Annotated in this window: 18 protein-coding genes; 12 read left to right on the forward strand and 6 right to left on the reverse strand. The window is 73.3% G+C overall.

Annotated elements, in window-relative coordinates; translation table 11 throughout:
* The first annotated feature begins 14 nt into the window (after nucleotides 1-14).
* The 4 genes from WMF24_RS30390 to WMF24_RS30405 all read left to right on the forward strand — a co-directional run bounded on the left by WMF24_RS30390 (nucleotide 15) and on the right by WMF24_RS30405 (nucleotide 5661).
* A complete protein-coding gene (locus tag WMF24_RS30390) occupies nucleotides 15-1355 on the forward strand; it encodes an endo-1,4-beta-glucanase (RefSeq protein ID WP_437730910.1) in 1341 nt (446 codons plus the stop codon).
* Nucleotides 1356-1723: 368 nt separating this feature from the next.
* Nucleotides 1724-3259, forward strand: a complete 1536-nt coding sequence (locus tag WMF24_RS30395; protein WP_437730911.1) for a hypothetical protein — start codon at nucleotides 1724-1726, stop codon at nucleotides 3257-3259.
* A 304-nt stretch (nucleotides 3260-3563) separates the two neighbouring features.
* Complete coding sequence (locus WMF24_RS30400; protein WP_437730912.1) at nucleotides 3564-4847, forward strand: SGNH/GDSL hydrolase family protein; 1284 nt, start codon at nucleotides 3564-3566, stop codon at nucleotides 4845-4847.
* A 442-nt stretch (nucleotides 4848-5289) separates the two neighbouring features.
* Complete coding sequence (locus WMF24_RS30405; protein WP_437730913.1) at nucleotides 5290-5661, forward strand: hypothetical protein; 372 nt, start codon at nucleotides 5290-5292, stop codon at nucleotides 5659-5661.
* 25 nt (nucleotides 5662-5686) lie between these two features.
* Here WMF24_RS30405 and WMF24_RS30410 read toward each other — a convergent pair whose 3' ends face one another.
* On the reverse strand, nucleotides 5687-7156 hold the full coding sequence (locus tag WMF24_RS30410; RefSeq protein WP_437730914.1) for a cytochrome P450: 1470 nt from the start codon (nucleotides 7154-7156) through the stop codon (nucleotides 5687-5689).
* Nucleotides 7157-7249: 93 nt separating this feature from the next.
* Here WMF24_RS30410 and WMF24_RS30415 point away from each other — a divergent pair, with 93 nt between their 5' ends.
* On the forward strand, nucleotides 7250-8140 hold the full coding sequence (locus WMF24_RS30415; RefSeq protein WP_437730915.1) for a 1-acyl-sn-glycerol-3-phosphate acyltransferase: 891 nt from the start codon (nucleotides 7250-7252) through the stop codon (nucleotides 8138-8140).
* A gap of 290 nt (nucleotides 8141-8430) precedes the next feature.
* The gene (locus WMF24_RS30420; protein WP_437730916.1) at nucleotides 8431-8961 is read left to right on the forward strand and encodes a hypothetical protein; all 531 of its coding nucleotides are present in this window, start codon (nucleotides 8431-8433) and stop codon (nucleotides 8959-8961) included.
* A gap of 24 nt (nucleotides 8962-8985) precedes the next feature.
* Here WMF24_RS30420 and WMF24_RS30425 read toward each other — a convergent pair whose 3' ends face one another.
* From WMF24_RS30425 to WMF24_RS30440, 4 genes are read right to left on the reverse strand one after another with little or no spacing between them, the layout of a single operon-like run.
* Nucleotides 8986-10032 (reverse strand): glycosyltransferase family 4 protein, encoded by a 1047-nt coding sequence (locus WMF24_RS30425; protein ID WP_437730917.1) that lies wholly within the window; start codon nucleotides 10030-10032, stop codon nucleotides 8986-8988.
* A gap of 55 nt (nucleotides 10033-10087) precedes the next feature.
* Nucleotides 10088-10486, reverse strand: a complete 399-nt coding sequence (locus tag WMF24_RS30430; RefSeq protein ID WP_437730918.1) for a 6-pyruvoyl trahydropterin synthase family protein — start codon at nucleotides 10484-10486, stop codon at nucleotides 10088-10090.
* 7 nt (nucleotides 10487-10493) lie between these two features.
* Nucleotides 10494-11567, reverse strand: a complete 1074-nt coding sequence (locus tag WMF24_RS30435; RefSeq protein ID WP_437730919.1) for a zinc-dependent alcohol dehydrogenase — start codon at nucleotides 11565-11567, stop codon at nucleotides 10494-10496.
* The gene (locus WMF24_RS30440) at nucleotides 11551-12249 is read right to left on the reverse strand and encodes a RibD family protein (RefSeq protein WP_437730920.1); all 699 of its coding nucleotides are present in this window, start codon (nucleotides 12247-12249) and stop codon (nucleotides 11551-11553) included. The genes WMF24_RS30435 and WMF24_RS30440 overlap by 17 nt, the downstream gene beginning before the upstream one ends.
* Nucleotides 12250-12557: 308 nt before the next feature.
* Here WMF24_RS30440 and WMF24_RS30445 point away from each other — a divergent pair, with 308 nt between their 5' ends.
* Together WMF24_RS30445 and WMF24_RS30450 are read left to right on the forward strand one after the other, a co-directional pair.
* Nucleotides 12558-13247: a hypothetical protein gene (locus tag WMF24_RS30445; protein ID WP_437730921.1), complete on the forward strand. Its 690-nt coding sequence runs from the start codon at nucleotides 12558-12560 to the stop codon at nucleotides 13245-13247.
* A 323-nt stretch (nucleotides 13248-13570) separates the two neighbouring features.
* Entirely contained in the window at nucleotides 13571-14047 is a 477-nt protein-coding gene (locus WMF24_RS30450) for a YbhB/YbcL family Raf kinase inhibitor-like protein (RefSeq protein WP_437730922.1), read from the forward strand.
* A 31-nt stretch (nucleotides 14048-14078) separates the two neighbouring features.
* On the opposite strand, the gene WMF24_RS30455 is transcribed toward WMF24_RS30450, so the two are convergent.
* The gene (locus WMF24_RS30455; protein WP_437730923.1) at nucleotides 14079-14990 is read right to left on the reverse strand and encodes a glutathione S-transferase family protein; all 912 of its coding nucleotides are present in this window, start codon (nucleotides 14988-14990) and stop codon (nucleotides 14079-14081) included.
* Nucleotides 14991-15218: 228 nt separating this feature from the next.
* Between WMF24_RS30455 and WMF24_RS30460 the strand changes: the two genes are divergently transcribed.
* From WMF24_RS30460 to WMF24_RS30475, 4 genes are all read left to right on the forward strand, one after another.
* Complete coding sequence (locus tag WMF24_RS30460) at nucleotides 15219-16847, forward strand: long-chain fatty acid--CoA ligase (RefSeq protein ID WP_437730924.1); 1629 nt, start codon at nucleotides 15219-15221, stop codon at nucleotides 16845-16847.
* 106 nt (nucleotides 16848-16953) lie between these two features.
* Entirely contained in the window at nucleotides 16954-17415 is a 462-nt protein-coding gene (locus WMF24_RS30465) for a PaaI family thioesterase (protein WP_437730925.1), read from the forward strand.
* A gap of 39 nt (nucleotides 17416-17454) precedes the next feature.
* Nucleotides 17455-18510 carry a pyridoxal-phosphate dependent enzyme gene (locus tag WMF24_RS30470; RefSeq protein ID WP_437738876.1) on the forward strand — a complete coding sequence of 352 codons (1056 nt, stop codon included), beginning with the start codon at nucleotides 17455-17457 and terminating at the stop codon, nucleotides 18508-18510.
* 188 nt (nucleotides 18511-18698) lie between these two features.
* Nucleotides 18699-19553 (forward strand): fibro-slime domain-containing protein, encoded by an 855-nt coding sequence (locus tag WMF24_RS30475; RefSeq protein WP_437730926.1) that lies wholly within the window; start codon nucleotides 18699-18701, stop codon nucleotides 19551-19553.
* Nucleotides 19554-19555 lie beyond the last annotated feature (2 nt).

Below are 19555 nucleotides of genomic sequence, written 5' to 3' on the forward strand. Positions count from 1 at the left end.
GCGATAATGGCCGCATGCGCAATTGGCTTTTTCTTGTTGGGGTGCTCCAGCTCTCCGCGGCTGGATCCGGCTGTGTCAGCAATCTGGACGACGTCGACCTGGACGGCCTGGACGGCGCGGGCGGTGACACGGGAGGCAGCGGCACCGCGAGCAGCGGCGGTCCCTCGGGCAGCGGGCCCACGGGCACCGGCACGGGCGGGCCCGCGGGCAGCGGCGGCGGCGGGACGACGGGCAGCGGCGGCCCCGCGGGCACGGGCGGCGGCGGGCCCACCGCGACGAGCTCCAGCGCAAGCGGCGGAGAGGTGGGCGCCTGCGCCGGCGTGGAGGACACCTGCCCGTTCGAGGGCGGGGTCGAGATCGACTGCCGCCGTCGCTTCATGTACGGCGTGAACTACGCCTGGCGCGACTTCGGCGCGGACTTCGGCGGCCAGACCCGGTGGAGCCAGGCGGGCATCTCGGGGAAGAAGAGCCAGGTGCTCGCCGACCTGCAGGACATGCGCGCCCACGGCGTGGACGTCGTCCGCTGGTGGATCTACCCGCGCTTCTACGGGGACCAGATCACCTTCGACGGGCAGGGAAATCCGACAGGCCTCGGGGGCACCTCGGTGCAGGACATCCTCGCCGCGCTCGAGCTCGCGGAGCAGGCGGAGGTGAACGTGATGTTCACGCTGTTCTCCTTCGACGGCTTCTACAAGACGACGCACAACCCGCCGAACGGACTTTCGGTCTGGAGCATGGGGCCCATCGTCGCGGACGCGAGCCGTCGCGCCCGGCTCATCGAGAACGTCGTCCGGCCGATCGCGCAGACGGTCGCGTCGAGCCCGCACCGGCACCGCATGCTGGCCTGGGACGTCATCAACGAGCCCGAGTGGGCGATGACGGGGCCGAGCCTCTATGGCGGCGACCCGGCCTTCGAGGGCGACGCCAGCAAGTTCGATCTCGTCACGCACCAGCAGATGGAGGCGCTCGCCAAGGAGTCGGCCGCCGTGCTGAGGGAAGCGACGGGCGCGCCCGTGAGCGTCGGCAGCGCCGCGATCAAGTGGGGTCAGGCGTGGACCCACGCGGACGTCGACTTCTACCAGGTCCACATGTACGGGTGGGTCAACGATTGGTACCCGTACAACAAGCCGCTCTCCGAGTACAACCTCACCGACAAGCCCGTCGTGATGGGCGAGTTCCCGAGCAACATGGACGGGATGAACGTCAGCTACGACAAGTTCGTGGCCGACCTCTACGATCTGAAGTATGCGGGCGCGCTCTCCTGGTCGATCACCGACATGAACTTCCCCTGGTCGTCCGCGAAGAACGCCACGAAGGCGTTCGCCGATCAACACCCCTGCGAGACGCGGTACTGAACAACCGGTCGAGCGCGGCTGCCCCCGGCGCCGCGCGTCCTCTCCTCCCCTTCGTCCCCTGCACCGAGACCGCCTGACGCATCCCATCCGGGCTCGGCTGTGACGCCGGCGTGGCAAGCTCGTCCTGAACGGGAGAGGCTGCGCCTGCGTGACAGCTTGCCCCAGCGTGTGGCGTGTTGGCCCGACACGGCGCTCGAGGGAGCGCTGCGGCGGTCGCGGCCCGGGGAGGTCGGCGCTGCGTTTCCGCTCCGTTTCGGCTCCGGTTCCGGGCACGTCGGTTGCTGGGCAAGTAGGCCCACCGCTCACGGAGGTGTGCCGCCTGTGTGAGCCGTCGAGGGTTGTTCACGAGCACCCGGAGGGAGAGCGCTATGGCAAGAGATCGCTACGAGAACCGAGGCCTCCGTGACGAGGGGGCGCGCGACGACTGGCGTCACCGGGAAGGGCAGGGGCGCTTTCAGGGAAACCACGATCAGCGCGACTTCCGCGGCCACGAGGGGGGCGACGCGTTCGAACGAGGCTCCTACAGCCGAGGCAACTACGCGAACCAGAGCGGCGGCAGCCGGCAAGGCGAGCACGGCCAGGAGCCCCAGTACGGGCAGCCGCAGTACGGGCAGCAGGGTGGCGGCGGAGGCAGGGGGCCGTGGCAGCCGGGCGGGCAGCACGGGCAAGACCACCGCGGCCATGGCGCGGGCGGGCAGGACTACCGGGGATACGGCGGGCGCGGCCCGCGCGAGCATGAGGAGCGCCGCGGGTACGGGCAGGACAGCCCCTCATGGGAGCAGAGCGGCGGGCGGGGCAATCGCTTTGCCGGGCGCGGCGCCGAAGACGAGCGCGGCGGGTTCGGCTCGGCGCAGCGAGGGCGCGATGAGCACCGCGGCTCTTACGGGCGCGACGTGAACCGCGGATTCGCGGGCCGGGACGAGGGCCGCGGCGCCTACGGGCGCGATGACAACGGCCGCGAGGACGAGGGACAGCACCGCGGCTTCCACGGCCGCGAGGACTACCGGGATCGCGAGAACCAGTACCGCGGTTACGGGCGCGAGGACGAGTACCAAGGCCGCGGCCACGAGGGACAGCACCGCGGCCACGGCCGCGGCGAGGGACAGCACCGCGGCTTCCAGGGGCGCGAGGACTACCGGGATCGCGAGAACCAGTATCGCGGTTACGGGCGCGAGGACGAGTACCAGGGCCGCGGCCACGAGGGACAGCACCGCGGCCACGGCCGCGGCGAGGGACAGCACCGCGGCTTCCAGGGTCGCGAGGACTACCAGGATCGCGAGAACCAGTACCGCGGTTACGGGCGCGAGGACGAGTATCAGGGCCGCGGCCACGAGGGACAGCACCGCAGCTACGGCCGGCAGGACGAGTATCAGGGTCGCGGCTACGGCCGGCAGGACGAGTATCAGGGTCGCGGCCACGGCCGACAGGACGAGTATCAGGGTCGCGGCCACGGCCGACAGGACGAGTATCAGGGTCGCGGCTACGGCCGGCAGGACGAATATCAGGGTCGCGGCCACGAGGACCAGGGTCGCGGCTACGGGCGCGGCGAGGGCCAGGGTCGCGGTTATCGCGGCGGCGACGAGCACCAGAACCCCGGCCACTTCGGCTGGGGCGACGAGCGGGGCCGGTTCAGCGGCCGCCACGATCGCGACGAGCGCGGATACCAGGGCCGCGACGAGGAGCGCGAAGGCCACGGCCAGGACCGCACCGGGCGCGGCGACCTGTACAACCGCCCCGAGCGCCGGCCCGGGTTCGGCCGCTTCATGGGCGACGAGGTGCCGCAGGGCTATTCGACGCGGATCCACGAGCGCGACGACGTGCGCGCCTCGCAGGGCGGCGACCGCTCCCAGGAAGACGACAACGGTCGATCCGAGCACCAGAACCAGAACCGCACCTGGAACTGAACCGCTCGGCGACGACCGCTCGACGACGACCGCTCGACGACGATCGAGCCCGCCGCGAGCTCGCAGCCCCCTTCCCGATCGCGCGGGCGGCGTCCGCCGCCCACCCCGCGCGCCCCTCCATCACACACCCATCGTCCAGCCACGCGCCGGCTCCCTCCGGGACGGAGAGCGACAATCGCGCGAAGACGCTTTGGCAGCGTGCCCGGCCGTTCACGCCCGCGCCGCGGCGTCTTCGCCGGTTCCTCGGATTCCGAGGAGAAGATTGCTGTTGTCTGCGCCAGGGACCTGCAGCATCCTCGCGCGCATGAAAACAGAGGCTTATTTCACCTTCCCGAGGCTCGCTTCCGCGCTCTGCATCGCCTGGTCGGCGCTCTTGCCCGGCTGCGGGGACGACGATCCGGGCGGGGCGACGAGCGCCGGCGGCGGCTCATCGACCTCGACCAGCGCCTCGAGCACCGGGAGCGCAGGCGAAGGCGGCGGGGGCGAAGGCGGCGCGGGCCAGGGCGGCGCAGGCGCGACGACCTCGAGCGCGACCGGCACCGGCGGGGGCAGCCCGTCCGGCGACAGCGTCCGCTTCATCGGGCGCTTCGACACGACGCAGCCCGAGGGCCCCCGCTTCTCGTGGGCTGGCAGCGCGATCGTCACCCGGTTCTCCGGGACGTCGATCAGCGTCCGCTTCAACGACGCGTCGACCTCGGATCGGTCCAATTACTTCCAGGTGGTTGTCGACGGCGAGTCCAAGGGCGTCCTCGAGGTCAACAACCAGGAGGAGCTCTACACCGTCGTGGAAGGGCTGCCCGACGGCGAGCACGACCTCCTGCTCCACCGCCGGACCGAGCCGCTCGTCGGCGTCACCCAGTTCCTCGAGTTCGTCCCGGAGCAGGGCGAGGCGCTCCTGCCCGTCCCGCCGGCGCCCGAGCGCCGGATCGAGGTGATCGGCGACTCGATCTCCGCCGGCTACGGCATCGACGGTCCGGATCAGAACTGCCCGTTCACGAGCGAGACGGAGAACAACTACCTCGCCTACAGCGCGCTGACGGGCCGCAAGCTCGGGGCCGACACAAACATCATCGCATGGTCCGGAAGGGGCGTGATCCGGAACTACGATGACGAGGTGGCCGACACCATGCCGGAGATCTACGGCCGGACGATCGCCGACGAGGCGCAGCCCGCGTGGGACTTCTCGTCCTGGGTGCCGCAGGTCGTGGTGATCAACCTGGGAACGAACGACTTCAGCATCAACGTGCCGGGCGACGCGCAGTTCCGCGAGCCGTTCACGAGCGGCTATGCGGACCTCGTCGAGACGGTCAGGGAGAAATACCCGGAGGCGTTCATCTTCTGCACCATCGGGCCCATGCTCAGCGACGGGTACCCGGAGGGCGCCCAGGCGCTCACCAGGGCGCGCGCCTACATCGGCCAGGTGGTGGAGGACCGGAACGCCGACGGCGACGATCGGGTGCGCTTGCTCGAGTTCCCCGCGCACAGCGAGGCGAACGGGTACGGCTGCGACTGGCACCCGAGCGCCAGGACGAACGAGCTGATGGCCGACCAGCTCGCCGAGGCGATCAGCGAAGAGCTCGGCTGGTAACGCGATGCGGCTTGGCGCAGGGACATCGCTCCTGCCCTGCGCCCCTCACGCCCGCGCCGCGGGTCGTCCCTCTTTTCCCTCAACGATCCCGCCGGAGCGTCCGTCGAGGCGCTCCGTCCGAGCGCCGCCCGGCGACATCGGCGCACGGCGCCGGAAGAACGGCTGGACGAAGGGCCGCCGCGGCGTCGCCCCACACATCGGTACCAGGCCGCCGTGTCACCGGCGCGTCTCGCCGCCTGTGGCATGCCGCTACATCCGACGCAGTCTGGTACAGCGCCGGCGCCACCGCCCGCGAACATCGATGGGATCCCCCCCGCCAAAGGGCTGTTCAGGGCGTCGATCCAGTCCTGGTACACGCGGTGCATCTCCCTGTCTCGGAACACCGGACGGGCGGCGCTGCTGAAAGCGCGTGGGAGCGCGCCGCCGAGCGAGGAGATCATTCATGCGGACGAAGCAAGACGGCTCTCAACGGGCCACGACCAGGAGCCACGGACAGGATTTCGTGGAGGCAGCGCGCAAGAGCGCGGCGCGCGCGGATGACCGCGACGCGTTCATCCCCGACCCCGGTAACGGCCCAACCGAGGTGGTGGACGAGTTCGCCGAGCAGATCGCCGAGCAGTATCTCGCCTCGGCGACATCGGGCAAGGGCGACACCACGGAGGACTACGAAGATGAGGTGGATCCCGAGGAGATCGGGGGTCCCTTCATCATCACGACGGCCGAGCAGGAGATGGGGTACAGCAGGGATTCGATGAACCCCGACGACGCCGAGATAGAGCCGTTCCCCCTGGTCAACCGCTCGCCCCTGGGCTGAGCCGCGAGCGAGCGAGCCGGACCCCTCACGCGCACGCGCGCCTCGTGAACCGCACGCGGAGCCCCTCCGGCTGCATCGCGAACGCCATCCGCTCCCGCACCGGCGCCGTGTGGTCCGCGAGGTGCACGGCGAAGCTCCGGAGCACCGTGCCCACCGTCACGGCGCACTCGAGGAGCGCCATCGAGCGGCCCGGGCAGATGCGCGGCCCGCTGCCGAAGGCGAGCGCCATCCGCGGCTCATGGGGCAGCGTCGCCGTCGCACCGGCGAGCCAGCGCTCCGGGCGAAACGACTCCGGATCGCCGAAATACTCGGGCTTCCGTCCGGTCGCGCGCGTGAGCGCCACGACGCCGGCGCCGGCGGGCACCGCCACGTCGCCGACCGCCGTGTCGTGGTTCGCCTCGAGGTAGAGCAGCGGCGCCGCGGAGCGCAGGCGCAGCGTCTCGTGGGTCACGGCGGCCGTGTACTCGAGGCGCTTGCACTGCTCGAGGGTCGGTATCAAGGCGCCGCCGAGCACGCGGTCCACCTCCTCGCGGGCGCGCGCCTGCACGTCGGGGCGCGAGCCGAGGTAGTAAAGGATCCACGCGAGGGTGTTCGCCGTCGTGTCCTCGCCGGCGAGCAGCATCGTGAGGACGTTCGCGTAGACCTCGGCGTCCGAGAGGTGCGCCTTCGGGTTCTCGCCGTCGCGCGCCACGATCATGAGCTCCAGCAGCGTCCGCGGGCGGGCGGGCCGGTCTGCGCCGCCCTCGAGCTCGCGCCGCGCCGCGGCCACGAGCTCGAGGATGAGCCGCTTCACTGCGACGAGGGCGCGATCGTAGGCGCGGTCGGCGGGCAGCCCCAGGTACCGCCAGTACGGCAGCGGCGAGAGCATCCGCCGGTTCAGGCCGAGGAAGACGCGCTGGAGGTGCTCCTGGAGCGCGTCCGGCCCGCCGCCGAGCGTGTTGAGGTCGCGCCCGAAGGCCACGGACGAGGTGACGTCGACCGAGTAGCGCATGAGATCGCCGAGGACGTCGCGCGCCGCGCCCTCGTCGGCCGCGCGCGACCACAGCTCGCGCAGCCTCCCCGTGATCTCGCGGATGCTCGGGAAGAAGCCCTCGACGTGCCGCGCGTGGAACGTCGGGTTGATGAGCTGCCGCTGCTTGCGCCACGCCTCGCCGTCCGCCGAGAACAGCCCGACCATGTCCGCCTCGCGCGACACGTCCTCGATGGTGCGCATCCGCCGGAACACGGCGGGGCGGCGCTGGAGCACGTCGCGCACGATCTCGCCCTCGGCCACGACGAGGATCGGCTGGCGGCCCATCCGCACGACGAACATGTCCCCGAAGGTTCGCCACCACCGCTCGAACTCGAGGTGCCAGCGGTCGGGATGGAGCTCGTGCAGGTTGCCGAGGAGCGGCAACCCCCTGGGCCCTGGGAGGTCCGCGAGGGTCCGCCGCGGACGCGCAGCGTCGGCGCCGCGGCGGGTGGGGTCGTCAGCGGCAGGGCGGATGGGTTTCATTCTCTCTTCATACAGAGCCGGCGTGGCCCGATGCAAACCCCACACGCGGCCGGCGCTGGCGTGGCGGGCCCGAGGCGGGTAGACACGGCGGGCATGTCGGGGCCGCTGGAGAGAGAGCTCGCGAACCTGTCCGGCGAGGAGATGGTCGCCGCGCTCGGCCTCGGCGGGGCGCCGGCCTGGGTGCGGCGCGCCGGCCGCGCGGCGTTCGCGATCCCCTCGATGCCGCTCGGGCGCGCGCTCGCGCGCTTCGATCGGCGCACGGGCGAGGCGGGGATCCACGTGGCGGCGCGCGAGACGCTCGCCGGGCTCGGCGTGCGCTGGACGGCCGACGCCGCGCCCCCGGCGCGCGGGGCGCTGCTCGTCGTGTCGAACCACCCCGGCGCCCACGACGCCCTCGCGCTGATGGCGGCCATCGGCCGGGGCGACCTCATGATCGTCGCGGCCGAGCGGCGGTTCCTGCGCGCGCTGCCCGAGGTGAGCCGGCGGCTGCTGTTCGTGCCGATCGACGGGGGCGGCGGCGGGCGCGAGCTCGCGGCGCGGACCGCCGGCGTGCGCCGCGCGCTGCGGCACCTGCGGGGCGGCGGCGCGCTCCTCCACTTCCCCGCGGGGCGCATCGAGGCGGATCCGGCGTTCGCGGGCGCGGGCGAGCCGCTGCTCGGGGCGTGGCACCCGAGCGCGGGGGCGCTCCTGCGCGCGGCGGCGGCGGCGGGGGGGCGCGCCGCGGTGGCGGCCGTCTCGGGGGTGCACTCGCCGCGGGCGAAGCGGCTCGCTGTCACGCGGTGGGCCGAGCGCCGGGGGATCACCACGCTGGCGCCGCTCCTTCAGGTCGCGCTGCCCGGCTTCGACGACGTCGAGGTGCGGGTGCGGCTCGGCGAGGCGCGGGACGCGGCGGCGCTGGCGGACGGGGGCGACGACGACGCGGCGCTCACCCGACGGCTCCAGGACGAGGCGGCCGGCATCCTCGCGGGGGACGCTCCTCGGTAGACAGCTGGGCGGGGGACCCGAGCTGCGCGGCTGATGGTGGAAAAGTCCACGCACGTGCGGGGTGCGTCACACCGGAATCGAGCATTCCCATGAGCACGAGCTGATTACCATTCTCCGACTGGATTCTCGTTCATCCAGACCGTCGGTGAGATCGCATCGCGATGATTCTCGACCAGCGCACGTCATTCCCATAAGCATCATGAAATTGCCACGATCCGGCGGCGAAACTGGTCGATTTGACGATTGACTTGTGGATCGGGCGCGCAGGATCCTCCTGATTGAGGACACCGATGATCAGGACACCGATCGCTGCCGCTTTGTTGCTCGCGCCGCTCGGGTGCGGCAGCGACTTCGAGCCGCCGCTGGTCGCCGGGAGAGCCGTGCTCACCCTGGGAGCGACGCAATTCTTCCTGGACACGGGCAACAACGGGGAGACGGCTGTCGCGTTCGACGAGGATCACCAGCGGAGCTGGTACACGGATTGTGGGATAAAAAACGATGAGTTCGAGGTGATGATCTTCAACGACCCGATCCGGGAGAAGAAGGGGTTCTGGGGGATCATCCTTCGCGGAGCGCTCAACGTGACCCAGGAGGCCTGGAACGTGTCCGTCAACCTCGGGGACGACGGGCTGAGCGGCGTCTGCCAGCTCGACCACAGGACGACGCGCGAGAAGGATCCGTATGAGGGGGAGCTCTCCGTGGAGGCGTGCCTCCTCAAGGACCGGACGGTCGACGCGGACGGCCTCCAGGAGGCGCGGTTCGACGCGTTCGTCCGCGCCAAGCGCTGCGTCCTGCGCGCCCCCGCCGTCGCGGAGCCGTGACGGCTCGGCGGCCCGGCTGACGGTTCAGCGCCCCGGCGCCGCCCGCGCGATCGCCGCGCGCACCGCGGCGGCGGCGCCGTCCCACGTGGGCAGCGCCGCGGACCGGACGACGGCCGCGCGGCTCATGCTCGACCGCAGCGCGCCGTCGGAGAGGAAGCGGGACAGCGCCCGCACGAGGCCCTCGCCGTCGTCCCAGAGCAGCGCCTCGGCGCCGTCCTGGACCACCTCCGCGATCGCGCCGGCGCGGGCGGCGAGCACCGGCACGCCGGCGCGGACGGCCTCGGTGAGCACCATGCCGTACCCCTCGAGCCGCGAGGGCAGGACCAGCGCGTCGGTCGCCGCGAGCTCGGCCGCGAGCGCGTCGTCGCCGAGCACGCCGCGGACGACGACGTGCGCCCGCAGGAACGCCGACGCGGCGATCGCGCGGCGCACCTGCTCGCCGTGCTCCGGGTCGCGGTCCGCGTCGCCGACGAGCGCGAGCGTTGCGCGCGGGCTGCCGACCCGCTCGAACGCCGCGAGCAGCCCGAGCAGCCCCTTGCGCGGGATGAAGCTCCCCACGAACGTCATCCGCAGCGGCCCGCCGCCCCGCGGGGCACGCGGCAGCAAGGGGAGCCGGTCCGCGCCCGGGGGCGCCACGTCGACCCTGTCGACCCCGTGCTCGCGCCGGAGCCGCGCCGCGGTCGTCGCGCTCGTCGCGAGGCGCGCGTCGCAGAGCCGGAGCACCGCCGCCTCCTGGAGCGCCAGCGCCGCGCGCCGCGCGCCGGGCGGCAGCTCCCACGCGCTCAGGTGGTGCACGAGCAGCACGCGCGCGATCCGCCGCGGCAGCGCCGCGAACGCCGGCCCGAGCTCCGGGAAGCAGAGCTCGTCGCCCACCGCGGCGGCGGGGTCGATCCGGGCGAGGCGCCGCGCGAGCGCGAGCCCGGCCAGCGCCCGCGACCGCGGCGCCGGATCGAGCGACACGACCTCGACGACGTCGCCCCGCGCGCGCAGCCGCTCCACGATGAGCCGGTCGTAAATGTACCCGCCCGTGATCTGGTCGAGGGCGCCGTAGACGATCCAGGCGATGCGCATGGGTCGGGAGGGCCGCGCGGCCGGATGCCCCCGGCAGGCCGCGCGGCGACGCGCCCTACAGCGCGCGCTCGAAGCCCGCGTACGCCGTGGGCGACTCGCGCACGAGCACCCGCAGCGTCGCGCCCGGCAGCGGCGCCTCGCCTTCGGGGAGCTTCGCGATGTCCGCGGCGAGCAGCCCGGCCACGTGCTCGGCCACGCGCTCGGTCGTCGAGGTGCGCCCGGGGAACGCCGGGTGCTCGTCGAGGTTCTGGTAGTCGATCGTGTCGAGCGCCCGGCGCAGCGACGCGTGGAGCGCGCCGATGTCCATGACCACGTGGTGCGGCCCGAGCGCCGTCGCGCGGATCTCGACCTCGATGGAGTACGTCGCGCCGTGCATCCGGGTCGCCGGGCCGAAGAACGGATCGGAGAAGCTGTGCGCGATCATCACGTGATCGCTGACGCCGAGGAGGAACATGGGTCGCCTACGGCGTAGCCGATCGCGATCCGTACTGGAAGACGGTCTGCAGCCGCGCCCCCGGCTCGGCGGCGAGCGCCGCGTACACGGCCGGCGCGGCGTCGAACGGGACGGGCGGGTCCAGCAGCGCGTCGAGCGCCGGGTCCTCCAGCAGGGCGCAGACGAGCGCGAAGCGCCGCGCGTGGTCCCAGCGGGGCGCGCGCTCCGGCGGGATCGTCGAGACCTGGCTCGCGCGGAGGCGCAGCCGGCGGCGGTGGAACTCCGACCCGAGAGCGACCGGGCTCGTGCGCGCCCCGTAGAAGGACGCGACCGTCACCGTCGCCTCGCGCCCCGCGTGCGCGATCGCGCGGTCGAGCTCGCCCGGGTCGCCCGTCGCGGCGATCACGACGTCCGCGTCGCCGGCCGGCCGGTCGTCCTCCGGCCGGATCGCCGCGGCGGCGCCGAGGGCGAGGCCGGCCTGCCGCCGCCGCTCGCTCGGCTCGACGAGCCGGACCGCTGCGCCGGCGCGCCGCGCGAGCGCGGTCACGAGCAGCCCGACGACGCCGCCGCCGAGCACCACGACGGTGTCCCCGAGCCCGATCCCCGCGTCCCACACGCACGTGATCGCCGTCTCGAGGTTGGCGGCCAGCACCGCGCGCTCGGCCGGGATCGCGCGGGGCAGGCGGCGCGCCGCGCCCGGGCCGAGGAGGTGCAGATCGCCGTGCGGCGCCAGCGCGAACACGCGGTCGCCGAGCGCGAGCGCCGCGCCCTCGCCGCGGGCGACGACCTCGCCCACCCACGCGTAGCCGTACCGGCGCGGGTAGGTCGGCGCGCCGGGCGCGTCGAGCGACGGATCGAACGGCGTCGGCCCCTCGCCGCGGTAGAGGAGGAGCTCCGTCCCCTGGCTCACGCCCGAGGCGACAGCGCGCGCCACGACCTCGCCGGCCGCGGGCGCGCCGCCGCGCGACGCCGGCGCGCCCTGCCGCACCTCGACGAGGCCGGGCCGGACGAACCAGAGCTCCCGGGCGACCGTCGCGCCGGCGTCGCGCGGCGGCGCGCCAGCGTCGCTCGGCGGCGTGTCGGTGTCAGTCGGGATAGCCAATCTCCCCTCGCAAGAGCACGTTGCCTCCCAGCAGCTCGACCGCCGGCTCGCGCAGGTCGATGGCCGACGCGAGCGGCGCCTCTCCCAGCGCGCCGACCGCGGGGATCGCCGTGTCGCCGAGCAGGCGCGGCGCGATCTCGACCTCCGCGCGGTCGGCGAGCCGCGCGCGCAGGAACGACGTGAGCACCATGCGGCCCCCCTCGACGAGCAACCGGCGCACGCCGCGCGCGTGGAGCGCGGCCAGCGCGTGCGGCAGCGAGACGCAGCCGCGGTCGTCCGCGGGCACGACGACGACCTCCGCGCCGCGCGCCTCGAGCCGCGCGCGCGCCGCGTCCTGCGCGCGCCCTGCGGCGCCGATGACGAGCACGCGCCCGCCCGGCGGCTGGCGCGACGACGTCGGGCCCGGCGGCATCAGCAGGCGCGCCCCTCCTGGAACGCCGAGGGCGCTCGCCAGCACGACGCGCAGCGGCTGGGGCCCAGCGCACGCGCGCACCGTGAGGAGCGGGTCGTCGATCAGCACGGTGCGGAGGCCGACGAGCACGGCGTCGTGCTCCGCGCGCGCCCGGTGGGCGTGCTCGATGCCTGCCGGCGTGCTGAGCCCCACGCGCTCGCCCGGCGCCGCGATGCGCCCGTCGAGCGTCTGGGCGAAGTGGAGCGTGACCAGCGGGCGCGGCGCGCTCATGGCGCGCTCGCAGGCGCGCGCGCCGCGCGGAAGAGCGCGCGCGCCGCGCGGGCGAAGGGGGCCTGCGTCGTCGTCCCGAGCCGGCAACGGAGCCTCCGAACCACGGCGCCACTCTAGATCAGAACGTCCGCTGCGGGGAGGAGCGCCCACGCGCGGCTCAGCGCGAGCGGATCCATCACCTCGATCCGCTCCGTCAGCGCGAGCGGCTCCGTCAGCCGGCTCCGTCAGATCGAGGAGAGCGGAGGCCGCCCCGCCGGCCCCCATCCGCTCCCTTGCCGCCCCGCTCCGGGCGCTCTACGCGCGCCGCGATGCTCATCGACTGGCCTGCGCTCTCGGCGCGCTGCGATCGCGCCGGCATCCCGCTGCGCGGCGGCTTTCACCCGTGCGACGACGACGGCGTCCCGCCCGCCGGGGACCTCCCGGCGGGAACGCTCGTCCTGCTCGGCAATGCCGGCCCATCCATGTGGCACGCGTTCTCGCGCGCCCGCGAGGACGCTCCCGATCTCGCGCTCGACGACTGGACCTCCTCGGTCGTCTCCGCCCTCGCCGCGGAGCTCGGCGCGACCGCCCTGTTCCCCTTCACCGGCCCTCCCTACTGGCCTTTCCAGCGCTGGGCGCAGCGCGCCGATTCGGTCCATCCGTCGCCCCTCGGCATCCTGATCCACCCGCGCTTCGGCCTCTGGCACGGTTATCGTGCCGCGCTCGTCTTCCCGGAGCGGCTGTCGCTCCCGCCGCGCGAGGATCTCCCGAGCCCCTGCGCGTCGTGCGCCGACAGGCCCTGTCTCCACGGCTGCCCCGTGTCCGCCTTCTCCCCCGGCAGCTACGATGTCGCGGCCTGTGTCGGTCACCTGGACGCGCAGGCCGGCGCAGCGTGCATGACAGGAGGGTGCCTGTCGCGCCGCGCGTGCCCTGTCGGGCAGGAGCACATCTACCCCGAGGCGCAGCGCCGCTTCCACATGCGCGCGTTCCGGCTCGCTGCGCCGCGCCCCGGGCGCTAGCGCGCCTCGCCGCCCAGGGCGACGGGCCCGACGGTATCCACGGCGCGTCGAGGTCTTCAGCCACGTCTTCGGCCAGCGAGGGGCGCACGCGCGCGGCGGCGAGCAGCCGCGACAGCCATGAAAAGGGCGAGCGCCGGCGTCGTGCACCATGGCGCCGGCGCGGGTTCGAACGCACGTTGGCGCGCAGGGGGAAGGAGCGTCCGCCGATGATCCGTGCTGCCCGTCTCATGCTCGGAGCGCTCGTGCTCGCCTCGTGCGCGACGGCCGAGAGCGCTCCGAGCGGCGCGCGCGCTGCCGGGGAGCCCCCGGGAGGAGGGAAACCGATGCTGAGCCTGACGTCGCCGGCGTTCGCGCAGAGCGGCGAGATCCCGATGGATCACACCTGCGAGGGGGCCGATCGATCCCCGCCGCTCACCTGGTCCTCGCTGCCGCCGGGCACGCGCAGCCTCGCGCTCATCGTGGACGATCCGGACGCGCCCGATCCGCGCGCCCCCAGGGCCACGTGGGTCCACTGGGTGGTTTACAACCTCCCGCCCACGGCGGAGGGCCTGGCCGCAGGCGCCGCGGACGGCGGTCTCCCCGAGGGCGCCCGGCAGGGCCTGAACGACTGGAAGCGCCCGGCCTACGGCGGCCCTTGCCCGCCGGTCGGCAGGCACCGCTATTTCCACAAGCTCTATGCCCTCGATGCGGTCTTGCCCGACCTCGGCACGCCGACGAAGGCGCAGCTCGAGAAGGCGATGGCCGGCCACGTGCTCGCCCATGGCGAGCTCGTGGGCACCTATCAGAAGACGAAGCGGTAGCGGCTCCCGCCGTGAGCCACGGCGGCGCGGATCACTGCCTGGTGACGCGATACCCCGCGCGGGGGAAGTGCAGCGCGATCTCCCCCACCGACGCATCGTGCCGCCGGACGGTGATCTCGTCGGCCGAGAGCCTCACGATCGCGCCCCGGCTCTCCTCAGGGCCGTAATCGTCGGCCTTGATGATCACCGCATCTCCCGGCCGGAGCTCCTCGCCTCTCGCGGTCTCCCCGCCGGCGACGTCCGCCGGCTCGGCCGCGCGGGCGATCGCGAGCGCCTCGGCGGGGGTCATCTGCCGGACGTCGCCCGGGCCGAAGCCCTCGATGCGCGCGAACCACGCCGCGAGCGCCGGCCGCGCCTTCACCTCGGCGAACAGCCGCTCGCTGTGCCTCATGAACCACACCGGGTGAAAGCACGCCGCGTCCGCGATCGAGAACGCGTCGCCCAGCAGGAACGGCCGGTCGCGGAGCTGGCCCTCCAGCCGATCGAGCGAGCGCCGCGCCTGGCTCAGGGCGTGCGGCGCCGCCCCGAAGATCGCCTCCTTGCTCAGCGCCGGCGACATCGCCGAGCGGTCCTCGAGCAAGCCGGGCGGCAGCGCAGGGAACAGCTCGACGACCATCGGCGGCACGACCTGCTGCATGAACCGATGATCCGCCCAGTCCTCGATGATCGCCGCCAGCCCGCCCTGGCGCGGCGGAAGGCAGGCGGGCTCCGGCTGGAGCTGCTCCAGGCGCCGCGCGATGCACGCCGTGTCACAGTACACGTCCGCGCCGATCTGCAGGACCGGGATGCGCCGATATCCCCCGGTGAGCGGCGTCAGATCCGGCTTCGGCGCCATCATCGGCTGCTCGACCGATCGCCACGCGATCTTCTTGTACGCGAGGATCCGGCGGATCTTCTCCGCGAAGAGCGACAATGGATAATGGTGAAGAATGATCTCGGCCATGAACGATCTCCTCCGGGTGCGACCCCCTCGATCGACGGCCATCCTGGGGTGTCGCCCGGCGCCGATCTTGGAGGATCTTGCGATCGCCCGTCACCTCCCCCACCCGCGGTACTAACCTACGCCCGGGGGGCAGCGCCGCGCGTCGCGGCGCCCTCGGACAGCCCTCCTCGTCCGATCGACAGCTTCGACCGATCCCCGCGCCCCGCGCGGGACAAGGAGGCACCGCCCATGCTCGCCGGCCGCATGATGGATCATCCGCTCACGCTCACGCACTTCCTCGAGCGGGCGAGGACGTACCACGCCCGCAGCGAGATCGTGACGCAGCACCCGGACAGGACGCTCTCCCGCGCGACCTACGCCGATCTCCACCGCCGCACGTCCAAGCTCGCGCACGCGCTCGCGCGGCTCGGCGTCCGCGAGGGCGATCGCGTCGCGACGCTCTCTTGGAACCACGCGCGGCACCTGGAGCTCTACCTCGGCGTCCCGGCCATGGGCGCGGTCGTCCACACCCTCAACCTGCGCCTCCACCCGAGCGACCTCGGGTACATCGCCTCGCACGCCGAGGACAAGGTCCTCGTCGTCGACCGCTCGCTGCTCCCGCTTTACCGCAAGTTCGCGGCCCAGGCCCGCTGCATCCAGCGCGTCATCGTCGTCGGCGACGACGGGCCCGTGGACGGCGACGGGCTCGACTACGAGGCGCTGCTCGCGCCCGAGCCCGATCACTTCGACTTCCCGCGGCTCGACGAGCGCGCCGCCGCCATGCTCTGTTACACCTCCGGCACGACGGGCAACCCGAAGGGCGTCCTCTACAGCCACCGTTCGATCGTCCTCCACACGCTCGTCTCGTGCATGCACGACGCGCTCGGCTTCCGCGACAGCGACGTGGTGCTGCCCGTGGTGCCGATGTTCCACGCGATGGGCTGGGGCCTGCCCTACTCGGCGGTCGCGACCGGCGCCAGGATCGTCCTGCCCGGCCCGCACCTCGACCCCGCGTCGCTGCTCGACCTCATGGCCCGGGAGCGCGTCACGTTCGCCGCCGGCGTCCCCACGATCTGGCTCGGCATCCTCGCGCTCCTCGACGAGCACCCGAGGCGCTGGGATCTCTCGTCGATCCGCGCCATGGTCATCGGCGGCGCGGCGGCGCCCCCCGCGCTCATCGACGGCTTCCTCGCGCGCCACGGGCTCGTGGTCACGCACGCCTGGGGCATGACCGAGACGAACCCGCTCGGCACCGTCGCGCACCTCCGCAGCGGCCTCGATCTGGACGCCGCCGCGGCGCTCGACACGCGCGCCTCCCAGGGCTACCCGGTCCCGTTCGTCGACCAGCGCCACGTCGGCCCGGACGACCAGCCGCTGCCCTGGGACGGCCGCAGCATGGGTGAGCTCGAGGTGCGGGGCCCCTGGGTCGCCGCGTCGTACTTCGGGGACGAGGGCGAGGACCGCTTCACGGAGGACGGCTGGTTCAAGACGGGCGACGTCGTGACGATCGACCACGACGGGTACATGCGCATCACGGATCGCGCGAAGGACGTCATCAAATCGGGCGGCGAGTGGATCAGCTCGGTCGCGCTCGAGAACGCGCTCATGAGCCACCCGGCCGTCCAGGAGGCCGCCGTGTTCGCGGCGCGTCACCCGGTCTGGGGCGAGCGCCCGCTCGCCGCCGTCGTGCTGCGGCCGGGCCAGGTCGCCTCGAAGGACGAGCTCCGCGCCCACCTCGAGCCCCGCTTCGCGAAGTTCTGGCTGCCGGACGAGGTCCTCTTCGTCGAGCGCATCCCGCGCACCTCGACCGGCAAGTTCCTGAAATCGAAGCTGCGCGACGAGTTCGGCGATCTCCTGACGAAGCAGCCCTGTGACTGACGCGGACCGACGCGGACCGACGCGGACTGACGCGGACTGACACCGACGGACGCCCCCGCGAGAAATGGCCGGACGATCCCGGCGGCGCGTGTACCATGCGGTCTCCATGGCCGAAGGGGATTCCGAGGACTTCGCCGCCGCGATCAACGCCGCGGGCATCGACGGCTGGATGAACGCCATGGGGCTGCGGCTCGTCCGCGCCACGCGCGACGAGGTGGAGGCCGAGCTCGACATCGGCCCGCAGCACCGGCAGGCCTACGGCATCGTGCACGGCGGCGTCCACGCGGGCATCGTCGAGACGCTGGCGTCGATCGGCGCGGCGCTCCACGCCTTGCCGGAGGGCCGCTCTGTCGTCGGGCTCGAGAACCACACGAGCTTCCTGCGCGCCGTCCGGTCGGGGCGGCTCCGCGCCACGGCGCGGCCGCTCGACCGCGGGCGGCGCACGCAGGTCTGGGAGGGCTCGGTCCACGACGAGCAGGGCCGGCTCTGCGCCTCCGGGCGCGTGCGCCTGCTCGTGCTGGAGCCGGACGCGATGCTCGCAGGGCAGCGCGCCGACAAGCAGGGCTGAGCTGACGGCCGCCCTCGCGAGGAGCCCTCGTTGCGCGACGTGGACGCACTCCGGATGATCGACCGCATCCCCCGGCTCGGCTGGGTCGGCGGGCCGTCGCCGGTCGCAACGGTGCCGCGGATCGCCTCCGCGCTCGGCCTCGACTTCCTCGGGATCAAGCGCGACGACCTCTGCGAGCCGCTCCACGGCGGGATGAAGATGCGGAAGCTCGACTACCTGCTCGCCGCGCCCCCCCTCTCGACGGCGGCGGCGTGGTCGGCGGCGGGCGGCATCGGCTCGGGCAACGTGGCGGCGCTCGTCGTCGCGGCGGGGCGCCTCGGCCGGCGCGTGCACGCGCACCTGTTCTGGACCGACCTGACCAGCGCGGTGATCGACAACCTCGCGTTCACGGCCTCCGGGCCGACCTCGATCCGCTTCTACCCGTCGCGCCTCGAGCTCGCGCTCGCGCGCCCGTCGCTCTTCCTGCCGCTGCGCGCGCGCGACGCGGACGGCGCCGCCATCGTGCCGCTCGGCGCCACGTCGGCGCGCGGCATGGTGGGGGCCGCGCGCGCGGCGCTCGAGCTGTGCGCGCAGGTCCGCGCGGGCGAGCTCCCCGAGCCCGCGCGCGTCTACGTCGCGCTCGGCTCGGGCGGCACCGCCGCCGGCCTCGCCGTCGGCCTCGCGCTCGGCGGCCTCGGCTCGCGCGTCGTCGCCGTCGCCGTGGTCGAGCGCCTCCTCGCCTCGCGCCTCCGCCTGCGCGCCCTCACGGCCGGGCTCCGCGCGTTCCTCGCGCGCGCGGGCGTGGCGCCCGTGCCCCCCGCCGCGCCGATCGACCTGATCCACGGCCACCTCGGCCGCGGCTACGGCGCGCCGACGGCCGCGTCGCTCGCCGCGTGCGAGGCGCTCGCCGCCGAGGGCGTCCCGCTGGAGCCTGTCTACACCGGCAAGGCCATGGCCGCGCTCCTGGCCGACGCGCGCGCGCGCCGGCTCGGCCCGGTGCTGTTCTGGCACACAGCGCGGCGCGAGCCGCTCCCCAGGCCGGAGGGGTTCTGCGAGCGCCTCCCACCCGCGCTGTCGCGGCGGCTGGGCGCCCACTGCGGCGGCGGCTCTCGATAAAGAACCCACATCGCAGCGCACCGCGACATCGCGCTGTCACCGCCGCATGGAGATGAATTTCTACGTCGCCTCGACGGGGCGACGGGATAGGATCGTTTTCTCTCTTGCGCCCTCGGCGGCTGTTTGCTTTGGCTGCCCTGGCGCCTGTCACGCACACGACGCGCAATCCGCGTAAAAGGAGACTTCGCATGCTTCGGCTGCAATCGAACTGCTACGTTCTGCTCGCAACGCTGCTGGGTTTGACGGGGGTCGCCTGCGGCGGCGGCGACAACGCGTCGAGCGGCTCCGGGAACGCGGGCGCCGGCGCCGGCGCCGGGAACGGATCGGGCGCGGGCGGCGACGATTTCGGGAGCGGCGTGGGGGTGGGGCCGGGCGCGGGCAGCGGCAACGGCACCGGGTGCGACGCGAAGCTCACGGGCATCGTGCGCGACTTCCGCGCCTACGAGGGCGGGGACGGCCACCCGGACTTCGAGACGTTCACGGGCAGCGGCCTGAAGGGCATCGTCGCGCGCGAGCTGGGCGCGGATCAGAAGCCCGTCTATGCGCACCAGCGGGGCACCGAGCACACGACCGGGCCCGAAGAGTTCAATCAGTGGTACCGCGACGTCCAGGGGGTGAACATGCCCATCGAGTTCACCATCACGCCCGAGGTCGGCGCAGATGGCATCGCCACCTACAGGAACCTGGCGTTCTTCCCGATCGACGGGGAGGGCTTCGGCAACGAGGGCCGGGAGCACAACTACCACTTCACGTTCGAGCTCCACATGAAGTTCGTCTACAACGGCGGCGAGGTGTTCTCGTTCACCGGAGACGACGATCTCTGGGTGTTCATCAACAACCGGCTGGCCATCGACCTCGGCGGCCTCCACGGCCCGCAGTCCGACGAGCTCGATCTCGACCGGATGGCCGACGAGCTCGGGATCACGCCAGGCCAGGAGTACCCGCTCGATTTCTTCCACGCCGAGCGGCACACGACCGAGTCGAACTTCGCGATCCAGTCGACGCTCGCGTTCACGAACTGCGAGCCGATCTTCGTCGACTGAGC

The organism is Sorangium sp. So ce1335 (assembly GCF_051521615.1).
Taxonomy (GTDB): Bacteria; Myxococcota_A; Polyangia; order Polyangiales; family Polyangiaceae; genus Sorangium.

What these genes read in the sequence shown, in the direction of transcription:
- WMF24_RS30390 (WP_437730910.1), top strand. Translation starts at nt 15, where the DNA reads ATGCGCAATTGGCTTTTTCTTGTTGGGGTGCTCCAGCTCTCCGCGGCT.
- WMF24_RS30395 (WP_437730911.1), top strand. Translation starts at nt 1,724, where the DNA reads ATGGCAAGAGATCGCTACGAGAACCGAGGCCTCCGTGACGAGGGGGCG.
- WMF24_RS30400 (WP_437730912.1), top strand. Translation starts at nt 3,564, where the DNA reads ATGAAAACAGAGGCTTATTTCACCTTCCCGAGGCTCGCTTCCGCGCTC.
- WMF24_RS30405 (WP_437730913.1), top strand. Translation starts at nt 5,290, where the DNA reads ATGCGGACGAAGCAAGACGGCTCTCAACGGGCCACGACCAGGAGCCAC.
- WMF24_RS30410 (WP_437730914.1), bottom strand. Translation starts at nt 7,156, where the DNA reads ATGAAACCCATCCGCCCTGCCGCTGACGACCCCACCCGCCGCGGCGCC.
- WMF24_RS30415 (WP_437730915.1), top strand. Translation starts at nt 7,250, where the DNA reads ATGTCGGGGCCGCTGGAGAGAGAGCTCGCGAACCTGTCCGGCGAGGAG.
- WMF24_RS30420 (WP_437730916.1), top strand. Translation starts at nt 8,431, where the DNA reads ATGATCAGGACACCGATCGCTGCCGCTTTGTTGCTCGCGCCGCTCGGG.
- WMF24_RS30425 (WP_437730917.1), bottom strand. Translation starts at nt 10,032, where the DNA reads ATGCGCATCGCCTGGATCGTCTACGGCGCCCTCGACCAGATCACGGGC.
- WMF24_RS30430 (WP_437730918.1), bottom strand. Translation starts at nt 10,486, where the DNA reads ATGTTCCTCCTCGGCGTCAGCGATCACGTGATGATCGCGCACAGCTTC.
- WMF24_RS30440 (WP_437730920.1), bottom strand. Translation starts at nt 12,249, where the DNA reads ATGAGCGCGCCGCGCCCGCTGGTCACGCTCCACTTCGCCCAGACGCTC.
- WMF24_RS30445 (WP_437730921.1), top strand. Translation starts at nt 12,558, where the DNA reads ATGCTCATCGACTGGCCTGCGCTCTCGGCGCGCTGCGATCGCGCCGGC.
- WMF24_RS30450 (WP_437730922.1), top strand. Translation starts at nt 13,571, where the DNA reads ATGCTGAGCCTGACGTCGCCGGCGTTCGCGCAGAGCGGCGAGATCCCG.
- WMF24_RS30455 (WP_437730923.1), bottom strand. Translation starts at nt 14,990, where the DNA reads ATGGCCGAGATCATTCTTCACCATTATCCATTGTCGCTCTTCGCGGAG.
- WMF24_RS30460 (WP_437730924.1), top strand. Translation starts at nt 15,219, where the DNA reads ATGCTCGCCGGCCGCATGATGGATCATCCGCTCACGCTCACGCACTTC.
- WMF24_RS30465 (WP_437730925.1), top strand. Translation starts at nt 16,954, where the DNA reads ATGGCCGAAGGGGATTCCGAGGACTTCGCCGCCGCGATCAACGCCGCG.
- WMF24_RS30475 (WP_437730926.1), top strand. Translation starts at nt 18,699, where the DNA reads ATGCTTCGGCTGCAATCGAACTGCTACGTTCTGCTCGCAACGCTGCTG.